Source organism: Streptomyces sp. NPDC056480 (genome assembly GCF_042795405.1).
Lineage (GTDB): Bacteria > Actinomycetota > Actinomycetes > Streptomycetales > Streptomycetaceae > Streptomyces.
In genome coordinates this window covers 1-21301 of the sequence record NZ_JBHTSA010000137.1, presented here as the reverse complement: position 1 = coordinate 21301, position 21301 = coordinate 1, and the positions used below count along the sequence as shown (strand labels likewise).

The 21301-nt window shown below is 73.3% G+C and carries 17 protein-coding genes; 8 read left to right on the top strand and 9 right to left on the bottom strand.

The genetic code is table 11. The features are described from left to right. From ACFQ79_RS35385 to cutA, 3 genes are all read left to right on the top strand, one after another. Window positions 1-346: ATP-binding cassette domain-containing protein (locus ACFQ79_RS35385; RefSeq protein ID WP_383591053.1), on the top strand; the 346-nt coding region annotated here is incomplete at its 5' end. Continuing rightward, window positions 343-2250: an ABC transporter ATP-binding protein gene (locus ACFQ79_RS35380; RefSeq protein WP_383591050.1), complete on the top strand. Its 1908-nt coding sequence runs from the start codon at window positions 343-345 to the stop codon at window positions 2248-2250. The genes ACFQ79_RS35385 and ACFQ79_RS35380, both read left to right, overlap by 4 nt. After that, window positions 2247-2966, top strand: coding sequence for a divalent cation tolerance protein CutA (gene cutA, locus ACFQ79_RS35375; RefSeq protein WP_383591047.1), 720 nt, complete (start codon window positions 2247-2249; stop codon window positions 2964-2966). The genes ACFQ79_RS35380 and cutA overlap by 4 nt, the downstream gene beginning before the upstream one ends. Window positions 2967-2981: 15 nt before the next feature. On the opposite strand, the gene ACFQ79_RS35370 is transcribed toward cutA, so the two are convergent. The 6 genes from ACFQ79_RS35370 to ACFQ79_RS35345 all read right to left on the bottom strand — a co-directional run bounded on the left by ACFQ79_RS35370 (window position 2982) and on the right by ACFQ79_RS35345 (window position 10732). Next, a complete protein-coding gene (locus tag ACFQ79_RS35370; RefSeq protein ID WP_383591044.1) occupies window positions 2982-3638 on the bottom strand; it encodes a response regulator in 657 nt (218 codons plus the stop codon). Then, a complete protein-coding gene (locus ACFQ79_RS35365; protein ID WP_383591041.1) occupies window positions 3635-4777 on the bottom strand; it encodes a sensor histidine kinase in 1143 nt (380 codons plus the stop codon). Before ACFQ79_RS35365 ends, ACFQ79_RS35370 begins: the two co-directional genes overlap by 4 nt. A gap of 64 nt (window positions 4778-4841) precedes the next feature. After that, window positions 4842-6893 carry an MMPL family transporter gene (locus ACFQ79_RS35360; protein WP_383591038.1) on the bottom strand — a complete coding sequence of 684 codons (2052 nt, stop codon included), beginning with the start codon at window positions 6891-6893 and terminating at the stop codon, window positions 4842-4844. A gap of 119 nt (window positions 6894-7012) precedes the next feature. Next, the gene (locus ACFQ79_RS35355) at window positions 7013-9208 is read right to left on the bottom strand and encodes a molybdopterin oxidoreductase family protein (RefSeq protein ID WP_383591035.1); all 2196 of its coding nucleotides are present in this window, start codon (window positions 9206-9208) and stop codon (window positions 7013-7015) included. A gap of 75 nt (window positions 9209-9283) precedes the next feature. Next, window positions 9284-9970, bottom strand: a complete 687-nt coding sequence (locus ACFQ79_RS35350) for a vancomycin high temperature exclusion protein (protein WP_383591032.1) — start codon at window positions 9968-9970, stop codon at window positions 9284-9286. Window positions 9971-10009: 39 nt separating this feature from the next. Further along, window positions 10010-10732 (bottom strand): aquaporin, encoded by a 723-nt coding sequence (locus ACFQ79_RS35345; RefSeq protein ID WP_383591030.1) that lies wholly within the window; start codon window positions 10730-10732, stop codon window positions 10010-10012. Between the two features lie 168 nt (window positions 10733-10900). On the opposite strand from ACFQ79_RS35345, the gene ACFQ79_RS35340 reads away from it, so the two are divergent. The 5 genes from ACFQ79_RS35340 (at window position 10901) to ACFQ79_RS35320 (ending at window position 17729) form a co-directional block, all read left to right on the top strand. Next, window positions 10901-11827, top strand: coding sequence for a sirohydrochlorin chelatase (locus ACFQ79_RS35340; RefSeq protein WP_383591027.1), 927 nt, complete (start codon window positions 10901-10903; stop codon window positions 11825-11827). Window positions 11828-11862: 35 nt separating this feature from the next. Further along, window positions 11863-13218 carry a deoxyguanosinetriphosphate triphosphohydrolase gene (locus ACFQ79_RS35335; protein ID WP_383591024.1) on the top strand — a complete coding sequence of 452 codons (1356 nt, stop codon included), beginning with the start codon at window positions 11863-11865 and terminating at the stop codon, window positions 13216-13218. A 165-nt stretch (window positions 13219-13383) separates the two neighbouring features. Beyond that, window positions 13384-14643 (top strand): NAD(P)/FAD-dependent oxidoreductase, encoded by a 1260-nt coding sequence (locus ACFQ79_RS35330; RefSeq protein ID WP_383591021.1) that lies wholly within the window; start codon window positions 13384-13386, stop codon window positions 14641-14643. A 29-nt stretch (window positions 14644-14672) separates the two neighbouring features. Beyond that, the gene (dnaG, locus tag ACFQ79_RS35325) at window positions 14673-16571 is read left to right on the top strand and encodes a DNA primase (RefSeq protein WP_383591018.1); all 1899 of its coding nucleotides are present in this window, start codon (window positions 14673-14675) and stop codon (window positions 16569-16571) included. A 147-nt stretch (window positions 16572-16718) separates the two neighbouring features. Next, window positions 16719-17729, top strand: coding sequence for an RNA polymerase sigma factor (locus ACFQ79_RS35320; protein ID WP_266965744.1), 1011 nt, complete (start codon window positions 16719-16721; stop codon window positions 17727-17729). Between the two features lie 10 nt (window positions 17730-17739). Here ACFQ79_RS35320 and ACFQ79_RS35315 read toward each other — a convergent pair whose 3' ends face one another. The 3 genes from ACFQ79_RS35315 to ACFQ79_RS35305 all read right to left on the bottom strand — a co-directional run. Next, on the bottom strand, window positions 17740-18996 hold the full coding sequence (locus ACFQ79_RS35315) for a TerD family protein (RefSeq protein ID WP_383591016.1): 1257 nt from the start codon (window positions 18994-18996) through the stop codon (window positions 17740-17742). Between the two features lie 34 nt (window positions 18997-19030). Continuing rightward, entirely contained in the window at window positions 19031-20956 is a 1926-nt protein-coding gene (locus tag ACFQ79_RS35310) for an ABC transporter ATP-binding protein (RefSeq protein WP_383591014.1), read from the bottom strand. Continuing rightward, a partial coding sequence (locus ACFQ79_RS35305) for an ATP-binding cassette domain-containing protein (RefSeq protein ID WP_383591012.1) occupies window positions 20956-21301 on the bottom strand: 346 nt, incomplete at its 5' end. The genes ACFQ79_RS35310 and ACFQ79_RS35305, both read right to left, overlap by 1 nt.

The following is a 21301-nucleotide window of genomic DNA, read 5'->3' as shown; positions in this document are numbered from 1 at the left end:
ACCCGTCTCCCAGGGTGGCACCAACTTCTCCGGCGGCCAGCGGCAGCGGCTCGCCATCGCCCGGGTCCTCGTCGCCCGACCCCGCCTCTACCTCTTCGACGACTCCTTCTCCGCCCTCGACCCCCGGACCGACGCCCGGCTCCGCGCCGCCCTGAAGGAGGAGACGGCGGACGCCACCGTCGTGATCGTCGCCCAGCGGGTCTCCACCATCCGGCAGGCCGACCGGATCGTCGTCCTCGACCGGGGCCGGAACGTCGGCACCGGCACCCACACGTCCCTGATGCGGGACAACCCCACCTACCGGGAGATCGTCCTCTCCCAGCTCACCGAGGAGGAAGCCGCATGAGTACGGCCACGGAGAGCCGCGCCACGAAGGACACACCGACCGGACCCGGGGAAGGAGCCCGCACCGTCCCCGCCCGCTCCGGCCCCTCCTCCGCGCAGCGCGGCCCCGGCCTCCCCGCCGCGCCCGGTGTCGAACGCTCCCTCTCCTTCCGGGCCTCCGGCCTCCGCCTGCTCCGCACCCTCGCCCCCGACCGGGCCCCGCTCCTCGGCCTCCTCGCCGCAGGCGCCACGGGCGTCGCCCTCACCGTCCTCAACCCCCTCCTCCTCGGCCGCGCCACCGACCTCGTCATCACCGGCGCAACCGGCCCGGCCGGGGTCGACTTCCGGGCCGTCGGCCGGCTCCTCGCCCTCTCCGCCCTGGTCGTCGCCGGGTCCTCCCTCTTCACCTGGGTGCAGTTACGGATCGCCACCACGGTCGTCCAGCGGGCCGGTCACCGGCTCCGCGAAGAGGCCCAGCACAAGCTGGCGAGGCTGCCCCTCGGCTACTTCGACCGGCAGCCGCGCGGCGAGGTCCTCTCCCGCACCACCAACGACATCGACAACATCACCCAGACCCTCCAGCAGGCCTTCAGCCAGATGGTCCGCGCCCTGCTGACCCTGGTCGGCGTCCTCGCGATGATGTTCTGGGTCTCTCCGGTGCTGGCCCTCGTCGCCCTCGCCACCGTGCCCGTCTCGATCGTCGTCGCCGGCTTCGTCGGCCGCCGCGCCCAGCCGCAGTTCGTGAAGCAGTGGGCGGTCACCGGCCGGCTCGGCAGCCACGTGGAGGAGATGATCACCGGCCACACCGAGGTCGTCGTCTTCGGCCGCCGCGAGGAGGCCGTGCGCCGCTTCGACGAGCTGGGCGAGGAGCTGTACCGGGCGAGCTTCCGGGCCCAGTTCGTGTCCGGGTTCATCCAGCCCGCCCTGACCTTCGTCGGCAACCTGAACTACGTGGTCATCGCCGTGGTCGGCGGTCTGCGGGTGGCGAGCGGCACGCTGTCCGTCGGCGACGTCCAGGCCTTCATCCAGTACTCGTACGACTTCAACGGCCCGATCACCCAGGTCGCCGCCATGGCCAACCTCCTCCAGTCCGGAGTGGCCTCCGCCGAGCGGGTCTTCGACCTCCTCGACGCGGAGGAGGAGGACCCGGACCCGGCCGAGCCGAAGAGGCCGGAGGCGCTCCGGGGCCGGGTCTCCTTCGAGAAGGTCGCCTTCCGCTACGAGCCGGGCAAACCGCTCATCGAGGACCTGTCCCTCACCGTGGAGCCCGGCCGGACCGTCGCCATCGTCGGCCCCACCGGGGCGGGCAAGACGACCCTGGTCAACCTGCTCCTCCGGTTCCACGAGGTGACCGGCGGCCGGATCACCCTGGACGGCGTCGACACGGCGGCGATGACCCGGGAGGAGCTGCGCTCCGGCATCGGCATGGTCCTCCAGGACACCTGGCTCTTCGGCGGCACCATCGCCGACAACATCGCGTACGGGGTGCCCGGCGAGGTCTCGCGCGAGCGGATCGTCGAGGCGGCCAGGGCCGCGCACGCCGACCGGTTCGTCCGCACCCTGCCCGCCGGGTACGACACCGTCCTCGACGAGGACGGCGGCGGCCTCAGCGCCGGCGAGAAGCAGCTCGTCACCCTCGCCCGCGCCTTCCTCTCGGACCCGGTCATCCTCGTCCTCGACGAGGCCACCAGCTCCGTCGACACCCGGACCGAACTCCTGGTGCAGGAGGCGATGGCCTCCCTCCGGACGGGCCGCACCAGCTTCGTCGTCGCCCACCGGCTCTCCACGATCCGGGACGCGGACACCATCCTGGTGATGGACGGCGGCTCGATCGCCGAGCAGGGCAGCCACGAGGAACTCCTCGCCGCCGGGGGAGCGTACGCCCGGCTGCACGCGGCCCAGTTCGCCCGTACGGTGGAGACGTGATCGTCACCGTCCGCACCACCACCGACGCGCGCGCCAAGGCAGACGCCCTGGCGCGCGGCGCCGTCGAGGCCCGGCTCGTCGCCTGCGCGCAGATCTCGGCGCCCGTCACGTCCGTCTACCACTGGCAGGGCGCGATCGAGACCACCGAGGAGTGGGAGGTGGTCTTCAAGACCACCGAGGCCCGCTACCCGGCCCTGGAGGCCCACCTCCTCGCCGCCCACGACTACGAGACGCCCGAGATCCTCGCCACCCGGGTGACCCGGGTGAGCGAGGGGTACGCCCGCTGGGTCGAGCGGGAGACCTCCGCGGTCCAGGAGATCGAGGGCCCGGCCCACGACGAACGGCCGTTCTTCGTGTACGGGACGCTGCGCCCGGGCGCGTACAACCACGACCGGTTCCTCTCCGGCCGGATCGGCACCGAGGCGGACGCCGTGCTGCACGGGGCGGTCCTGTACGACGGGCCCGGCTATCCGTACGTCGTCCCGGCGGACGGGGGCCGGGTGGTCGGCACCCTGCTCACTCCCGCGCCCGGCGCCTACGGCGAGCTGTTCGGTCTGCTCGACCGCCTGGAGCTGCCCGTCGGGTACGAGCGGGTGGCGATGGACGTCGTCCGGGTACGGGACGGCGCGCGGGTGTCGGCGTGGGTGTTCCTGGCGGCGCCGGACGCGCCCCTCGGCGCGGTCATCGAGAGCGGCGACTGGTTCGACCGGCCGTAGGGCCCGTCCGGCGGCTCAGCGGCCCGGGCTCACCAGGCCCGACTCGTAGGCGATGATGACCAGCTGGGCCCGGTCCCGTGCCGACAGCTTCCCCATGATCCGGCTGACATGGGTCTTCGCCGTGAGCGGCGAGAGTCCCAGCGACTCCGCGATCTCGGTGTTGTTCAGGCCCCGGCCCGTCAGTGTCAGCACCTGGCGCTCCCGGTCCGAGAGCCCCTCGGGGCCGCCCGTCGTCAGGGGCTCCGGCGCGGCCAGCGCCCGGGCGATCAGCCGGGACGTCGGACCCGGCGACAGCAGGGCCTCGCCCGCCGCGACCGTACGGATCGCGGTGAGGAGTTCCGCCGGGAGGATGTCCTTGACGACGAAGCCCGACGCGCCGGCCCGCAGCGCCTGCATGACGTGCTCGTCGGTGTCGTACGTGGTGAGGACCAGCACCTTGACCCCGGCCAGGTCCTCGTCGGCGGCGATCAGCCGGGTCGCGCCGATCCCGTCGAGCTCGGGCATCCGGACGTCCATGACCACCAGATCGGCCCGCGACGAACGGGCCAGCTCGACCGCCTCCCGGCCGTTGGCCGCCTGGCCCACGACCTCCATGTCCGGCGCCGAGCCGACCAGCATCGCGAACGACGCCCGGACGAGGGCCTGATCGTCCGCCAGCAGCACCCGGATCACACCGCCACCTCTCTCGCCGAGAGCGGCAGCGCCGCCTCGACCTCGAAGCCCCCGCCGTCGCGCGGGCCCGCGCTCAGTGTGCCGCCCACGCTCCTCGCCCGCTCCCGCATCCCCAGGATCCCGTAGCCGGAGCCGCTCGTTCCGCCCGGCACGGCACCGCCGTTGGTCACCCGTACCGTCAACACCTCCTTCTCGAGCCCGACATCGACCCGCACGTCCGCGCCCGGACCGCCGTGCCGCACGGCATTGGTCAGGGACTCCTGCACGATCCGGTACGCCGCCGCGCCCACGGCCGCCGGGATCTTCGCCGCCGCCGTCCGCACCGAGAGGGCCGCGCCCGAGGACCGCACGAGGTCGGGCAGCGAGGCGAGGTCGGGCAGCGGGCCCTCCGGCGCGGCCCGCAGCACGTCCAGCGTGGTGCGCACCTCGGAGCGTGCCTCCCGGCAGGTCTCGGCTATGCCGTCGAGCGCCTGGACGAGCGCCTCCCGGTCGAGCCGGTCCGGGGCGGCGACCAGGACGTGCGCGGCGACCGACGTCTGCACCCCGATGAGGGTGATCGAGTGGGCGAGGAGGTCGTGCAGGTCCCTGGCGATGCGCAGCCGCTCCTCGGTGACCTTCCGCTCGGCCTCGTGCTCCGCCCGCTCCACCACGCCCGCCACCAGCTGCCGGTGGAGCCGGATGCTCGCGCCGAAGACCAGCATCGCGATCACCCAGCCGGAGACCCGCAGCAGCTCCACCACCTCGTGCGGGTTGACGAAGAGCTGCATCGTGAGGGTGACGGAGGTGACCGAGAGCCCCACGATCACCGTGCGCATCGGCCGGCCGGTGGAGGCGACCGTGTAGAGCGCGGTCATCGAGGCCGGAATGGGCGCCAGATGCATGTAGTCGAGCCCGTGGTACGGGGCGACGACGGCCACCACGGCGAGCAGCACCGGCAGGGGCGCCCTGCGCCGCCAGGCCAGTGGGACGTGCGCGGCGAGCAGCAGGGCCCAGCCGAGGGCGTCCGGGCGGCGGCCGTCGTCGACGGTGAGGGCGAGCACCGCGGCGAGCACCGCGAAGACGGCGGCGGCCGCCGCGTCGCGCCGCACCGGGTCCGGCGCCGTCCGGGGGTCCCGGGTGAAGGCCGCTGCGAAGTCCATGGTGTCCATCCTCCCCGTGGAGAGGGGCTCCTGACAGTGCGTGGAGCCCCTCGACCGCTCCTGATCAGACCCGTACGGGCTCCCGCTCGGACTCCGGACCCGCCGCCGGCACGGGCCTCCTGGCCAGCGGCCCCGGCCACCACACCTTCCGGCCGAGCAGCACGCTCGCGCTCGTGACGAGGTAGGTGCGGACGAGGAAGGTGTCGAGCAGGACACCGACCGCGATCACGAAGCCGAGCTCGGCCAGTTGCACCATCGGCATGTTGACGAGCACCGCGAAGGTCGCGGCGAGGACGAGTCCCGCCGAGGCGATCACCCCGCCGGTCGTCCGCAGGGCCGTGAGCGCCGCGGCACCCGGCTCCGTTCCCGTCAGGCACTCCTCACGCATCCGGTGCATCAGGAAGATGCCGTAGTCGACGCCGAGGGCGACGAGGAAGACGAAGGAGAGCAGGGCGAGGCCGGGGTCGGTGCCCCCGAAGCCGAAGAGGCCCTCGAAGACGAGGCCGCCGATGCCGAGGGCCGCGCCCCAGACGGCGACCACGGCGGCGATCAGGATCAGCGGGGCGACGAGGCTGCGCAGCAGCACGATCAGCACGAGCAGGACGACGACGATGACGAGCGGGACGACGATGTTCCGGTCGCGGGCGCTGGTGTCGGCCATGTCGAGCTGTTCCGCGCTGGGCCCGCCGACGTACACCCCGTCGCCGAGCGCGGTCCGCAGCGCCTCGATGGTGGCGGTCTCGGCGGCGGACTGCGGCGGGTGCGCGGCGATGACGGAGATCTCCGTCCAGCCGTCGCTGCTGCGGCCGCGTTCGGCCTTCGCGACGCCGTCGGTCGCGAGCGCGGTGCGCAGCGCCTCGGGCACCCGGCCCGTCGGGGCGACCACGGTGACGGGCTGGGTTCCCGTCTCCGGGTACGCGGCGGCCAGCGTCCTCATCGCGGCGACCGCCTCGGGGGTGGAGCTGAAGGTGTCCTCCTGCTTGAGGGCTCCGGGCAGGTTCAGCGCGCCGAGCGCCAGCGCGGCCAGGGCGGCGGCGCCCGCGAGGAGGACGGCGAGCGGGCGCCGTCCGGCGGAGGAGCCCATGGCGGCGAAGAGCGAACGGCGGGCGGCCTTCGGCTCGCTGCCGTACGTCGGGATCAGCGGCCAGAACACCCGGCGCCCGAGGACGACGAGCAGAGCGGGGAGCAGCGTCATCATCGCGATCAGCGCGCAGAGGACACCGACGGCGGCCGTGGGCCCCATGCCCCGGCTGCTGTTCATGTCGGCGGCGAGCAGGCAGAGCATGCCGAGCGCGACGGTGCCGGAGGACGCGAGGACGGCGGGGCCGCAGCCGCGCAGCGCGGCGGCCATGGCGTCGTACGGGCGGGGGACGCGGCGCAGTTCCTCGCGGTAGCGGGAGACGAGCAGCAGCGCGTAGTCGGTGCCCGCGCCGAAGACGAGGATCGTCATGACCCCGGTGCTCTGGCCGGAGACGCTGATGTCGAAGCCCTGGTGCAGGGCGTAGGTGACGGCCATGGAGAGGAAGTCGGCGACACCGGCGACGGCCAGCGGGACGAGCCAGAGGAACGGGCTGCGGTAGATGACGATCAGGAGGATCGCGACGACGGCGACGGTCGTGTAGAGGAGCGGGCCGTCGAGCGAGTTGTAGACCTCGCCCGCGTCCGTGGCGAGCGCGCCGGGGCCGCCGACCTCGCCGCTCACGGCCGCGCGGACGTCGTGGACGAAGGCGTCCCTGGCCACCTCGTCCTGGCCGGGCTCCGTGCTCGACACGGCGTACAGGAGGGTGCTGCCGTCCTCGGAGGGGACGGCACGCGGCGGCGAGGCGAGCGGGTGCTCGGCGGCGACCTGCCGTACTTCCCGGTCGGCGGTGGCCCGGTCGGCGGCGGTCAGCCCGCCGTCACGGTGGTAGACGAGCACGAGGTCGGTGGAGCCGCCGCCGGGCATCTGCTCCATGATGTTCGCGACCTGCGTCGAGTCGGCGCTCGCGGGCAGGTAGTCGACGGCGCGGTCGCGCTGTACGTCGCCGAGTCTTCCGGCGAGCGGTGCGGCGAGGGCGAGCACGATCACCCACAGGGCCAGCACCCCCCAGCCGACGATCCTCTTACGGCCCTCCATCGGGGCCCCCCTTCATCGATCCTCTTCGGGTCGATCCCAGAGTCCCGTCGCGCGGAGGGCGTCGCGTCGCGCTGACGGCCGAGTCGGGGGGTACTGCCGGGGGCGGTGCGCCGCGGCGATTACTCCCGGGGGAGTACGGGGGCGTCCACCGGGTCCGGGGGAGCCGCGCCCGGCCCGCGGGCCGCCGGCGCTCCTCCGGAGGGGGCCCGGCCGTCGCTCCCGGCGCGCTCCAGACGGACCGCGCACACCTTGAACTCGGGCATCCGGGAGACCGGGTCGAGTGCCGGGTTCACCAGGGTGTTGGCCCGGCCCTCGCCCGCCCAGTGGAACGGCATGAAGACGGTGTCCGGCCGGATGGCCGTGGTGATCCGGGCCGGTGCGACGGCCCGGCCGCGCCGCGAGACCACGGCGATCCGCTCGCCCTCGGTCACCCCGAGCCGCTCGGCGACGCGGGGATGGAGCTCCACGAAGGGGCCGGGGGCCGCCGCGTTCAGCTCGTCGACCCGCCGGGTCTGCGCGCCCGACTGGTACTGGGACACGACCCGCCCGGTGGTGAGGACGACGGGGTACTCGGCGTCCGTCTCCTCGGCCGCGGCCCGGTGCACCACCGGCACGAACCTGGCCCGCCCGTCGGGCGTCGCGAACCGGTCGAGGAAGAGGCGCGGGGTGCCCGTGTGGTCGGCCTCGCCCACGCCGGTCTCCGGGCAGGGCCAGAACACGCCCTGTTCCTCCTCGATCCGGCGGTAGCTGATGCCCGAGTAGTCGGCCGGACCGCCGGCCGAGGCCCGGCGCAGCTCGTCGAAGACCTCCTCGGCCTCGGCGGGGAAGCCCTTCTCCCAGCCGAGGAGCCCGGCGAGCGCGTGCAGCACCTCCAGGTCGCTGCGTACTCCCGCGGGCGGGGTGAGGGCGCGCCGGCGGAGCAGCACCCGCCCCTCCAGGTTGGTCATGGTGCCGGTCTCCTCCGCCCACTGGGTGACGGGCAGCACGACGTCGGCGAGCGCGGCGGTCTCGGAGAGCACCACGTCGGCGACGGCGAGGAAGCCGAGCGAGCGGAGCCGTCCCTCGACGTGCGCGGCGCGGGGCGCGGAGACGACCGGGTTGGAGCCCATGAGGAGCAGGGCCCGCACGTCGCCGCCGAGCGCGTCGAGGAGTTCGTAGGCGCTCCGTCCCGGCCCCGGCAGCGACTCGGGGGGCACCCCCCAGACCCCGGCCACGTGCGCGCGTGCGGCCGGGTCGTCGAGCTTGCGGTAGCCGGGGAGCTGGTCGGCCTTCTGGCCGTGCTCGCGGCCGCCCTGGCCGTTTCCCTGGCCGGTGAGGCAGCCGTAGCCGCTGAGGGGCCGGCCCGCCTTCCCGGTGGCCAGGCAGAGGTTGATCCAGGCGCCGACGGTGTCGGTGCCCTTGGACTGCTGCTCGGGGCCGCGGGCGGTCAGGACCATGCCGGTGGCGGCGTCGCCGAACAGTGCGACGGCCTCCCGGAGCAGCGGCAGCGGCACGCCCGTGATGCGCTCGACCTGCTCGGGCCAGTGGGACATGGCCCCGGCGCGCGCCTCCTCCCAGCCGGAGGTGCGCGTGGCCACGAACTCCTGGTCGACGCGTCCTTCGGCCACGACGAGGTGGAGCATGCCGAGGGCGAGCGCGAGGTCGGTGCCGGGGCGGGGCGCGAGGTGGAGGTCGGCCTGTTCGGCGGTGCGGGTGCGGCGCGGATCGACGACGATCAGCTTGCCGCCGTTCTCCTTGAGCTCGGTGAGGTAGCGGAGGGCGGGCGGCATGGTCTCGGCCAGGTTGGAGCCGACGAGGATCACGCAGCCGGTCTTCGGGATGTCCTCCAGCGGGAACGGCAGCCCCCGGTCGAGCCCGAAGGCCCTGCCGTGCGCGGCGGCCGCCGACGACATGCAGAAGCGCCCGTTGTAGTCGATCTGCGAGGTGCCGAGCACCAGCCGGGCGAACTTCCCCAGCGTGTACGCCTTCTCGTTGGTGAGGCCGCCGCCGCCGAAGACCCCCACGGCATCGGGACCGTGGTCGGCGCGGGTCCGGCGCAGCCCGTCGGCGACGGCGGCGAGGGCCTCCTCCCAGGACGCGGGCACCAGGGCCCCGGTGTCAGGGCACCGGACCAGGGGCTCGGTGAGCCTGACCCGGGAGGAGAGCACGGCGGGGGCGGTGCGGCCCTTGCCGCACAGTGCGCCCCGGTTGACGGGGAAGTCGGTCCGGTCGACCACCTCGGCGGGCAGCTCCGGTGTGCCGGTGGGGCGGAGCGACATGCCGCACTGCAGGGCGCAGTAGGGGCAGTGGGTGGGTACGGCGGTGGCCTCGGACATGCGGCCAGCGTGGGTCAGGCGTGTTACGCGGGGCGGCACCGCTGATTACGGGCGCGGTGCCATGCTCTCCGTGCGCTACGGCTCGCGAGGTGAGGCCAGCGCCTCGGTGACGCCCTTCTCCTCCGGGCCGAGGAAGTGCGGGTCGGGCCGGAGCGCGGCGTCGAGGGAGGCCTTGCCGGCGGCGAAGAGCTCCCGGGTCGTGCCGTAGTACCAGGTGCGGTCGTGGGGTTCGGGGACCCCGACGCCGTACGCGTCGATGCCGGCCCGCCCGCACAGCGCGACGGCCCGCTTGATGTGGAAGTCCTGGGTGACGAGCACGGCCCGGTCGACGCCGAAGACCTTCCGGGCCCGGACGCAGGAGTCCCAGGTGTCGAAGCCCGCGTAGTCGCTGACGATCCGGCCGTCCGGCACCCCGCGCTCCGTGAGGTACGTGCGCATGGCGCTGGGCTCGTCGTACGCGGTCCTGCTGTTGTCGCCGGTGACGAGCAGGACCCGGACCTTCCCCGTCCGGTACAGCTCGGCGGCCGCGTCGAGCCGGTGCGCGAGGTACGGGGTGGGGCGCCCCTTCCACAGTCCGGCGCCGAAGACGACGGCGACGTCCCGGGCGGGCACGTCGGCGGTGGTACGGAGCTTCCCGGCGGCGGCGGTGTGCATCCAGGTGACGGGGGTGAGCGCGAGGACGGCGCCCAGCATCACGGCCTGCACGGTACGGCGGCGGGCCCGGGTGGTGCGCGGGATCAACCGGGTGAGCCGTGCCGGCATGCGGGAACCTCCGTGGCGGGTGGACGCGGTGTCGTGTCGTCACCCCGTCCGACGCGCTTCGGCGGGATTCGGTTCGGCGGCGGCGCCACGTGTTCCGTACAACACACCGGCCAGGACCATCCCGAGCAGCATGCCGAGCAGCTGGGCGGCGGCGAAGGCGGGCACCGAGCCGGGGGCGATCCCGGTGAAGGAGTCGGAGAACGCGCGGCCGACGGTGGCGGCCGGATTGGCGAAGGACCCGGAGGAGGTGAACCAGATCGCCGCGCCGATGTAGCCGGCGACCGCGACCGGGGCGAGCCCGGGGCGGCCGATGTGGCCCAGGCCCCGGACGACGAGGACGAGTCCGGCGGTGGCGACGGCCTCGCCGAGCAGCAGATGGAGATCGGAGCGGGACTCGGTTGCCCAGGCGCCGGGCACCCGCCCGAACATCGCCTCGGCGAGCAGCGCGCCCGTCACGGCCCCGGCGAGCTGGGCGGCGATGTAGGCGAGGACCTCGTGCGAGCCGCCCGTACGGCGTCGGGACCACCACTCGGAGAGGGTGACGACGGGGTTGAAGTGGGCGCCGGAGAGGGGACCGATCAGGGCGATGAGCAGTCCGAGACCGATGGCGGATGCGGCGGCGTTGGCGAGCAGCCGGACGCCGATGTCCTGGCTCAGGGTGTCGGCGCGGATTCCGGAGCCGACGATGACGGCGACGAGGGCGCCGGTTCCGATGAACTCGGCGGCGACGCGTCGGGGGAGAGCGGGCGGGGACATTCTCATGGTGGAAAAGATATTCCGTGATTCGGAATCGGGGAAGGGGGTAGGGGAGGTGCGAGGGGCCTGCGCCACGCGCGCCTGACACCCGCCGGGGCACGCGCGTGAGGTCACGGAAAACAGTCGTGACCCCCGTGCAACGGGCAGGCAACCTGCGCCCCGCAGGATCGGTGCATGACGGAGCCGGACAGCACGTACGCCACCGCCGCCGAGCTGCTCGGCAGGATCACCGAGCAGCTCGGCGAGCAGCTCGGCCACCTCCCGCTGCCGAGACCGGCCACGGCCGCACCCGTGGTCGCCCCCATGGCCGCCCCCGTGGCCGCACTCATGACGCCCCCGATGAACCGGCCGATGACCCCGCCCGCACCCACCCTCGTCGCCGTCGGCCACGGCAGCCGCGACCCCCGCGCCCGGGCCACCCTCGGCCGCCTCCTCGAACGGGTCGGGGAACTGCGCCCCGGCCTCGACGTACGGCTCGCGCACATCGAGCTGAACACCCCGCTCCTGGACGCCACCCTGACGGAGCTCGCCGCCGAGGGCCGCGACGCCGTCCTCGTCCCCCTGCTCCTCGCCCCCGGGTACCACGTCACCCACGACCTGCCCGCCGCCCTCGCCGCCGTGCCCGGACTCCGCGCCCGTGTGGCCGGGCCGCTCGGCGCGCACCCGCTGCTCGTCGAGGCCCTCGCCGACCGGCTCGCACACGCCGGCTGGACCCCCGAGGACGGCACCTCACGGGCCGCCGGGGTCGTCCTCGCCTCCGCCGGATCCCGCGACCCCCGCTCCGGCGCCGAACTCCGCCGGATCGCCGCCCTGCTCGGCGAGCGGCTCGGAGGCGTCCCCGTCGTCCCCGCGTACGCCTCCGCCGCCGCGCCCACCGTGCCCGAGGCCGTCCGCGCCCTGGCCGCCCGGGGCCGCCACCGGGTCGCCGTCGCCTCCTGCTTCACCGCCCCCGGCCTCTTCGCCGGCCGCGCCGCCGCACACGCCCCCTGGATCGCCTCCGCCCCCCTCGGCGCCCACCCGGCCCTCGCCCGCCTGGTCCTGCACCGCTACGACAGGGCACTCCGCGCGACCACCCGGGAGCGGGAACTCGCCACCGTCTGAGCGCTTCTGTCGGTCCCTCCAGTTACCTTCGATGCATGGAAGGCATCACAGACGGCACGGACAGCGCAGACATCAAGGGCAGCCCGGACCTCACCGACCTCACCGACCTCACCGACACCCCCGGCTACGACGCCGACGCGACCGACCGCTGGGCCGCCGAGCCCGACAAACGCCCCGGGCGCACCGCCTTCCAGCGCGACCGCGCCCGCGTGCTGCACTCCGCCGCGCTCCGCAGGCTCGCCGGCAAGACCCAGGTCGTCACCCCCGGCACCCGCGGCCACGCCTGGGACGCCAGCCCCCGCACCCGGCTCACCCACTCCCTGGAGTGCGCCCAGGTCGGCCGGGAGCTCGGCGCCGCCCTCGGCTGCGACCCCGACCTCGTCGAGGCCGCCTGCCTCTCCCACGACATGGGCCACCCGCCCTTCGGGCACAACGGCGAGCAGGCGCTCAACGACGTCGCCAAGGACTGCGGCGGCTTCGAGGGGAACGCCCAGTCGCTCCGCCTCCTCACCCGGATCGAGCCCAAGCGCTTCGTGAAGGACGCCGAAGGGGAGCTCGTCAGCGTCGGACTCAACCTCACCCGCGCCGCCCTCGACGCCGCCACCAAGTACCCGTGGCCGCGCGGCGGCCACCCCGACGACCCCGGCTCGTCCAAGTTCGGCGTGTACGAGGACGACCTGCCGGTCTTCGCGTGGATCCGGCAGGGCGCCCCCGGCCACCGCAAGTGCTTCGAGGCCCAGGTCATGGACTGGGCCGACGACGTGGCCTACTCGGTCCACGACTTCGAGGACGGCCTGCACGCCGGGCACATCGACCCCAACCTCCTCCTCGCCGAGCCCGAGCGCGCCGACATCGCCGCCGTCGCCATCGGCCGCTACGTCCCCGAGGACACCGACCCGCAGGAGCTCGCCGAGGCCCTCGACCGGCTCGTCGACCAGGAGTGGTGGCCACACGGCTACGACGGCTCGGCCGTCGCCCAGGCCCGCCTCAAGGACGCCACCAGCCAGCTCATCGGCCGGTTCGCCCTCGCCGCCGAGGGCGCCACCCGGCAGGCGTACGGCTCGGGCCGCCTCACCCGCTACGGCGCCGAACTGGTCGTCCCCCGGGAGGCCCGCAACGAGTGCGCGGTCCTCAAGGCCGTCGCCGACCGGTACGTGATGCAGCGCCCCCAGCAGGAGGCCCTCCGCGCCGACCAGCGCATCGTCGTCGCCGAACTCGCCGAGGCCCTCGTCGCCCGTGCCCCCGACGGACTCGAACCCCAGTTCCGTTCGCTCTTCGACCAGGCGCGCGACGACCGGGCCCGCAAGCGCGTCATCGTCGACCAGATCGCCTCCCTCACCGACGCCTCCGCCCGCGCCCTGCACTCCCGTCTCCGTCCGCACCACGGCTGACCGCCCGCCGGGCCCCCGCCGGGCCCCCGCCGGGCCTCCCCGGAGTCGGCCCTCTTCCGTCACCACCCTCCGTGCGGGACGCTCGCATGCACGGCCCGAGGCGGTACGGCCCGACGAACGCCCGGGGGCGTAGGTTGGAAGCGGTCGCAAAGAGGAGGAAACGACGTGGTCGACGCAGATCAGACCTTTGTCATCGTCGGCGGGGGCCTGGCAGGGGCCAAAGCGGCGGAGACCCTGCGTGCCGAGGGGTTCAACGGCCGGGTGATCCTCATCGGCGACGAACGCGACCACCCCTACGAGCGCCCACCCCTGTCCAAGGGGTACCTGACCGGCGCGAAGGAACGCGACAGCGTCTTCGTCCACGAGGCCGCCTGGTACGCGGGCCACGACATCGAGCTGCACCTCGGGCAGTCCGTCACCGCCGTCGACCGCGAGGCCCGCACCGTGCGCCTCGGCGACGGCACCGTCATCCGCTACGACAAGCTGCTCCTCGCCACCGGCGCCGAGCCCCGCCGCCTCGACGTCCCCGGCACCGAGCTGGCCGGCGTCCACCATCTGCGCCGGCTCGCCCACGCCGACCGGCTCCGGCAGGTCCTCGCCTCCCTCGGCCGCGACAACGGCCACCTGGTGATCGCCGGCGCCGGCTGGATCGGCCTCGAGGTCGCCGCCGCCGCCCGCGGCTACGGCGCCGAGGTCACCGTCGTCGAGTCCGACCCCACCCCGCTGCACCGCGTCCTCGGCCCCGAGCTCGGGCAGCTCTTCGCCGACCTGCACACCGACCACGGCGTCCGCTTCCACTTCGGCGCCCGGCTCACCGAGATCGTCGGCCAGGACGGCATGGTCCTCGCCGTCCGCACCGACGACGGCGAGGAGCACCCGGCGCACGCCGTGCTCGCCGCGATCGGCGCCGCCCCCCGCACCGCCCTCGCCGAGAACTCGGGGCTCGCCCTCGTCGACCGCGCCGACGGTGGCGGCATCGCCGTCGACGAGTCGCTGCGCACCTCCGACCCCGACGTCTACGCCGCCGGCGACGTGGCCGCCGCCCACCACCCGCTGCTCCACACCCGGCTCCGCGTCGAGCACTGGGCCAACGCCCTCAACGGCGGCCCGGCCGCCGCCCGCGCCATGCTCGGGCAGCGCGTCTCCTACGACCGCGTCCCCTACTTCTTCTCCGACCAGTACGACCTGGGCATGGAGTACTCCGGCTGGGCGCCCCCCGGCACGTACGACCAGGTCGTCGTCCGCGGCGACACCGGCAAGCGCGAGTTCATCGCCTTCTGGCTCAAGGACGGCCGGGTCCTCGCCGGGATGAACGTGAATGTGTGGGACGTCACAGATCCCGTCCAGCAGCTCATCCGCTCCCGTACGGCCGTGGACCCCGACGCCCTCGCCGACGCCTCCGTACCCCTGGAGAGCCTGGTCTGATCACCTCCGCCCACCCGTAGACTTCATGCGTGGCAGGCAGGATCAACGATGACGACGTGAAGGCGGTCCGGGACGCGGTCCCGATCGACGCCGTCGTGTCCGAGTACCTCCAGCTCCGCAACGCGGGCGGCGGAAACCTCAAGGGTCTCTGCCCCTTCCACGACGAGAAGTCGCCCTCCTTCCAGGTCAGCCCCAGCAAGGGACTCTTCCACTGCTTCGGCTGCCAGGAGGGCGGCGACACCATCGCCTTCGTGATGAAGATCGACCACCTCTCCTTCTCGGAGACGGTCGAGCGCCTCGCCGCCAAGGCGGGCATCACCCTGCGGTACGAGGAGGGCGGCTACAACCCCGGCCACCAGCGCGGGGAGCGCATCCGCCTGGTCGAGGCGCACAAGGTCGCCGCCCAGTTCTACATCGAGCAACTCGACTCGCCCGAGGCCGAGATCGGCCGCAAGTTCCTCGCCGAGCGCGGCTTCGACCAGGCCGCAGCCGCCCACTTCGGCGTCGGCTACTCCCCGGCCGGCTGGGACCACCTCACCCGCTATCTGCGCGGCAAGGGCTTCTCCGACAAGGAGCTGATCCTCTCCGGCCTCTCCCAGGACGGCCGCCGCGGCCCCATCGACCGCTTCCGCGGCCGCCTCATGTGGCCGATCAAGGACGTCGGCGGCGAGATCGTCGGCTTCGGCGCGCGCAAGCTCCGCGACGACGACAACGGGCCCAAGTACCTCAACACGCCCGAGACCCCGATCTACAAGAAGTCCCAGGTCCTCTACGGCATCGACCTGGCCAAGAAGGACATCGCCAAGGTCAGCCGGGCCGTCGTCGTCGAGGGCTACACCGACGTCATGGCCTGCCACCTGGCCGGCGTCACCACCGCCATCGCCACCTGCGGCACCGCCTTCGGCGGCGACCACATCAAGATCCTCCGCCGGCTCCTCATGGACAACGGCTCGGCCCGCGTCATCTTCACCTTCGACGGCGACGCCGCCGGCCAGAAGGCCGCCCTGCGCGCCTTCGAGGACGACCAGAAGTTCGCCGCCGAGACCTACATCGCCATCGCCCCCGACGGCATGGACCCCTGCGACCTGCGGCTCGCCAAGGGCGACGAGGCCGTCGCCGACCTCGTCCAGCCCCGCACCCCGCTCTTCGAGTTCGCGCTCCGCCAGATCGTGAAGCGGTACGACCTGGAGACCCCGGCCGGCCGCGCCGCCGCCCTCGACGAGGCCGCGCCCGTCGTCGCCCGGATCAAGAACATCGGCGCCCAGCACGAGGTCGCCGTCCAGCTCGCCGGCATGCTCGGCATCCTCGACACCCAGTTCGTCGTCAAGCGGGTCGCCCAGCTCGCCCGCTGGGCCCGCGACCGCGGCGGCAAGGGCCCCGCGCAGCAGCAGCCCCAGCAGCGCGGCTACGACACCAGCGCCCCGGCCACGGCCGCCGTCCCCTCCGGCCCCGCGCTCAACCTGCGCAGCCCCGCCCACCGCACCGAGCGCGAACTCCTCAAGCTCGCCCTCCAGCGCCCCGAGCTCGTCTCCCCGGCCTTCGACGCCTACGGGGCCGACGAGTTCACCGCCCCGCCCTACGCGGCCGTCCGCCAGTGCGTCCAGGACGCCGGAGGCGCCACCGGAGCCCCCTCCGACTACCTCGACACAGTCCGCGAGGCCGCGCCCAACGACACCGTGCGCGCCCTCGTCACCGAACTCGCCGTCGAGACGATCTTCGCCAAGACCGTCGACGAGGCCTACGCCGGCGACCAGCTCGTCACCGTGCGGCTCCGCGCCGTCGACCGCCGCATCCGCGAGGTCCAGGGCACCCTGGCCCGCCTCGGCGCCCAGGGCGACCCCGAGCAGCTCGCCGCCGTCCAGAACGAGCTCTGGGTCCTCACCCAGTACGGCCAGTCCCTGCGGAACAACGGCGCCGCCGCACTCTGACGCACAGTCAGTCACGTCCCGGTCTCAAAAAGTCACCGCACGCCCCTCGTGGGCTCACTGTGTCGTACCCCACACTGGGTAACGGTGTCGTCCCGCTGCCCTACGCCCCCGGACCGGCAGCGATCACCCCCCTGGAGGTCGCCCGCCGTGCAGACCCGGATCGTGTCCCAGGAACCGCCCGCCGCCGCACCGGACGAGCCGCCGGAGATACCACCCCAGCGCCGCCGCCCCGACCCCGGCGGAAACGGGCCCTCCTCCGACCTCTTCCGCCAGTACCTCCGCGAGATCGGCCGCATCCCGCTGCTCACCGCCGAGGAGGAGGTCGACCTCGCCCGCCGCGTCGAGGCGGGTCTGTTCGCGGAGGAGAAACTCGCCAACACCCCCGACCTGGACTCCCGGTTGGCGAGCGACCTGGACCGGCTCGTCGTCCTCGGCAGGATCGCCAAACGCAAGCTCATCGAGGCCAACCTCCGCCTCGTCGTCTCCGTCGCCAAACGGTACGTGGGCCGCGGCCTGACCATGCTCGACCTCGTCCAGGAGGGCAACCTCGGCCTCATCAGGGCCGTCGAGAAGTTCGACTACGCGCGCGGCTACAAGTTCTCCACGTACGCCACCTGGTGGATCCGCCAGGCGATGTCCCGGGCCCTCGCCGACCAGGCCCGGACCATCCGCGTCCCCGTGCACGTCGTCGAACTCATCAACCGCGTCATCCGCGTCCAGCGCCGCATGCTCCAGGAACGCGGCTACGAACCCACCGCCGAGGAGGTCGCCGCCCAGCTGGACGTGGCCCCCGAGCGGGTCGGCGAGGTGCTCCGCCTCGCCCAGGAACCCGTCTCCCTGCACGCCCCCGTCGGCGAGGAGGACGACGTCGCCCTCGGCGACCTCATCGAGGACGGCGACGCCGCCTCACCCGTCGAGTCCGCCGCCTTCCTGCTGCTCCGCCGCCACCTGGAGGACGTGCTCTCCACCCTCGGCGAGCGCGAACGGAAGGTCGTCCAGCTCCGCTACGGCCTCGACGACGGAAGGCCCCGCACCCTGGAGGAGATCGGCCGGATCTTCGGCGTGACCCGCGAACGCATCCGCCAGATCGAGTCCAAGACCCTCAACAAACTGCGGGACCACGCCTACGCGGACCAACTGCGGGGGTACCTGGACTAGGACCCCGGAGCTAGTCCAGCTCCTTCACCGTCAGCGTCCACGGGCCTTCGGCCTTGAACAGCAGCAGCAGCGGACCCGCCGGGAGCGGGACGGTGCGCCGCAGCGGGTGGGTGCGGTTGAGGAGCAGCGTGGGCCGGTCCGTGAGGCCGGTGCGCCCGGCGACCTCGTGGCACCAGAGGCCGACGTAGCCGCCGCCGTCCTCGTTGCCCTCGAAGTTCACCTGGAGGTCGGCCACCCCTCCCGTGTACAGCAGCGCCTCGGGGCCGTACCCCCGCAGCGTCCCTTGGAGCCGGCGCGCCGCGGCGACGGGCTTCACCCGCATCACCCAGCGGCGGTCCGCCCGTACGCGCAGCCGCAGGGCACGGCCCGTGGGGGCCGGGACGACCGAGCTTCCGGTGAAGTCCGGGAGCGTGGTGTTGAAGAGGTAGTCCCCGTCCTTGTTCCTGCGGTCGAGGGGGAAGACGCCGAAGTAGCCCCTGTCCTCGTGCGCGGCCTCCACCAGGACGGGCCCCGGCGGCACACGGCCGTCCACGGTGACCACCTGGTCGTCGTCGCCCAGGATCGTGAACGGCTCGAAGACCGGGCCGAACTCCCAGCCCTCGACGAGCTCGTACGGCCGGTCGAGCGGCGGGAACGGGCCCCCGGGGGCGACCGCCCCTTCGGCGGGCGGGAACGGACCGGAGGCGACGACCGCCCCGTCGGCGGGCGGGAACGGACCGGAGGGGACCACCGCCCCGTCGGCCGGCGGTGCCTGCCCCGGCATCTTCACCACACCCGCCAGCGGTACGGGCCCGGCTGCGGCCGGCTCCGAGGACTCCTCCGCCTCCGCCACCTCGACGCCGAACTCCGTGACCAGTCCGGCGAGTCCGGAGCCATACCCCTTCCCGATCCCGCCGAACTTCCAGCCGCCCGACTCCCGGAAGAACTCCGCGAAGACGACGGCGGTCGCGTCCGGCGAACCCGGCACCGCGTACGAGGCGACGGTCGCGCCGTCCGGGGCGAGCGCCGTCAGTGCGCCGCCGTCCGCCACGCCGGCGATCACGATCCGCTCGACGTCCGCCTCCACCTCGTGCAACGCGAGGACCAGTGACGCCTGTTCATGGCGAACCGCACCCGACGGATGGACCGGCTGGCCCTCGAAGACCATGTCCGCGTCCCCCCGGACCCGGCCGTCCGCCCCCAGCAGCAGAGCCGCCGGCTCCACCCCCTCCGCGTTCACCCGCAGGGGGACCGACGGCACCCAGGAACTCTTGGTTATGTGACCCATGCCGCACATCATGCGGCACGGGTCACATGCCCGTTCAGTCGACCTCCGCGACCGCCTGCGCGAACTGCGCCGCGTACAACCGGGCATACGCCCCGTCGGACGACAACAGCTCCTCGTGCGTGCCCTGTTCGACGATGGAACCGTTCTCCATCACCAGGATCACGTCCGCGTCCCGGATCGTGGAGAGCCGGTGCGCGATCACGAACGAGGTGCGCCCGTGGGCCAGTCGCGCCATCGCCTTCTGGATCAGGACCTCGGTCCGGGTGTCGACCGAGCTGGTGGCCTCGTCGAGGACGAGGATCACCGGGTCGGACAGGAACGCCCGCGCGATGGTGATCAGCTGCTTCTCGCCCGCGCTGACCCCCGCCCCGTCGTCGTCGATGACCGTGTCGTACCCCTCGGGCAGGGTGCGGACGAACCGGTCGGCGTGCGCGGCCCGAGCCGCCTCCTCGATCTCCGCCCGGGTCACCGCACGCGTGGCGCCGTACGCGATGTTGTCCGCGATGGTGCCGCCGAACAGCCAGGTGTCCTGGAGGACCATGCCGATCCCGGTCCGCAGCCGCTCCCGGGACATCGTGGCGATGTCCACCCCGTCGAGGGTGATCCGGCCGCCGGTGACCTCGTAGAACCGCATGAGCAGGTTCACCAGGGTCGTCTTGCCCGCGCCCGTCGGGCCGACGATGGCGACCGTCTGGCCCGGTTCCACCGTGACTGACAGGTCCTCGATGAGCGGCTTGTCGGCCTCGTAGCGGAAGGAGACGCCCTCCAGGGCGACCTTCCCCTTGAGATCCGCAGGCTGCGAAACGGTCGGCGCGTCCGGCTCCTGCTCCTCCGCGTCGAGCAGCTCGAAGATCCGCTCGGCCGATGCCACGCCCGACTGCACCAGGTTCGCCATCGACGCGACCTGCGTCAGCGGCATCGAGAACTGGCGCGAGTACTGGATGAAGGCCTGCACGTCGCCGATGGAGAGCGTGCCGCTCGCCACCCGCAGACCGCCGACCACGGCCACCAGGACGTAGTTGATGTTCGAGACGAAGAACATCACCGGCTGCATCACGCCGCTGTTGAACTGCGCCTTGAACCCGGCCTCGTACAGCGCCTCGTTCTGCTCGCGGAAGTCCTCCGCGGACTCCGCCTGCCGGCCGAAGACCTTCACCAGGGCGTGCCCGCTGTACATCTCCTCCACGTGCGCGTTGAGCGTGCCCGTGGTCTTCCACTGCTGCACGAAGTGCGGCTGCGAGCGCTTGCCGATCTTCGCCGCGACGAAGACCGAGACCGGCACCGTGATCAGTGCCACGAGCGCGAGCAGCGGCGAGATCCAGAACATCATCGCGAGCACGCCGACGATCGTGAGCAGCGAGTTGATCAGCTGGCCCATCGACTGCTGGAGGGTCTGCGAGATGTTGTCGATGTCGTTGGTCGCCCGCGACAGCACCTCGCCGCGCTTGGCCTTGTCGAAGTACGACAGGGGGAGCCGCGCCAGCTTCGTCTGGACGTCCTCCCGCATCCGGTAGACCGTCCGGTTGATCACCTTGATCGACATCCGGGTGGAGACCAGCATCAGCAGGCCCGCCGCCACGTACACGCCGAGGACCACGAGGAGCACCTCGCCGACGGCGGAGAAGTCGATCCCCTGCCCCGGCGTGAAGTCGACCCCGCTCAGCATGTCCGCCATGCCGGAGTCGCCCGAGGCGCGCAGCCGCTCGATCGCCTCCGCCTTCGTGCCGCCCTCGATCTGCCGCCCGACGACACCCGCGAAGACGAGGTCGGTCGCCTTGCCGAGGATCTTCGGGCCGACCACCGAGGCCGCCACCGACAGCACACCGGCGATCAGCATCACCCAGAGCGCACCGCGCTCGGGCGCCAGCTGCCTGAGCAGCCGCTTGCCCGAGCCCTTGAAGTCCATCGACCGCTGGTCGGGGCCGCCACCGGCCATCATGCGTCCGCCAGGACCGGCCATCAGGCTGCCTCCGCCTCGGTGAGCTGGGAGAGCACGATCTCCCGGTACGTCTCGTTGTCCGCCATCAGCTCCCGGTGCCGTCCGGTGCCGACGACCCGGCCCTCGTCGAGGACGACGATCCGGTCGGCGTCCCGGATGGTGGAGACCCGCTGGGCGACGATCACGACGGTCGAGTCGGCCGTCTCCCGGGCGAGCGCGGCCCGGAGCAGGGCGTCCGTCTCGTAGTCGAGCGCGGAGAAGGAGTCGTCGAAGAGATAGATCTCCGGCCCCTGCACCAGTGTCCGCGCGATGGCGAGCCGCTGCCGCTGGCCGCCGGAGACGTTGGTGCCGCCCTGCGCGATGGGC

What these genes read in the sequence shown, in the direction of transcription:
- ACFQ79_RS35360 (WP_383591038.1), bottom strand. Translation starts at nt 6,893, where the DNA reads ATGGAGGGCCGTAAGAGGATCGTCGGCTGGGGGGTGCTGGCCCTGTGG.
- ACFQ79_RS35310 (WP_383591014.1), bottom strand. Translation starts at nt 20,956, where the DNA reads ATGGCCGGTCCTGGCGGACGCATGATGGCCGGTGGCGGCCCCGACCAG.
- ACFQ79_RS35355 (WP_383591035.1), bottom strand. Translation starts at nt 9,208, where the DNA reads ATGTCCGAGGCCACCGCCGTACCCACCCACTGCCCCTACTGCGCCCTG.
- ACFQ79_RS35315 (WP_383591016.1), bottom strand. Translation starts at nt 18,996, where the DNA reads ATGGGTCACATAACCAAGAGTTCCTGGGTGCCGTCGGTCCCCCTGCGG.
- ACFQ79_RS35335 (WP_383591024.1), top strand. Translation starts at nt 11,863, where the DNA reads ATGGAAGGCATCACAGACGGCACGGACAGCGCAGACATCAAGGGCAGC.
- ACFQ79_RS35380 (WP_383591050.1), top strand. Translation starts at nt 343, where the DNA reads ATGAGTACGGCCACGGAGAGCCGCGCCACGAAGGACACACCGACCGGA.
- ACFQ79_RS35345 (WP_383591030.1), bottom strand. Translation starts at nt 10,732, where the DNA reads ATGAGAATGTCCCCGCCCGCTCTCCCCCGACGCGTCGCCGCCGAGTTC.
- ACFQ79_RS35365 (WP_383591041.1), bottom strand. Translation starts at nt 4,777, where the DNA reads ATGGACTTCGCAGCGGCCTTCACCCGGGACCCCCGGACGGCGCCGGAC.
- ACFQ79_RS35340 (WP_383591027.1), top strand. Translation starts at nt 10,901, where the DNA reads ATGACGGAGCCGGACAGCACGTACGCCACCGCCGCCGAGCTGCTCGGC.
- ACFQ79_RS35350 (WP_383591032.1), bottom strand. Translation starts at nt 9,970, where the DNA reads ATGCCGGCACGGCTCACCCGGTTGATCCCGCGCACCACCCGGGCCCGC.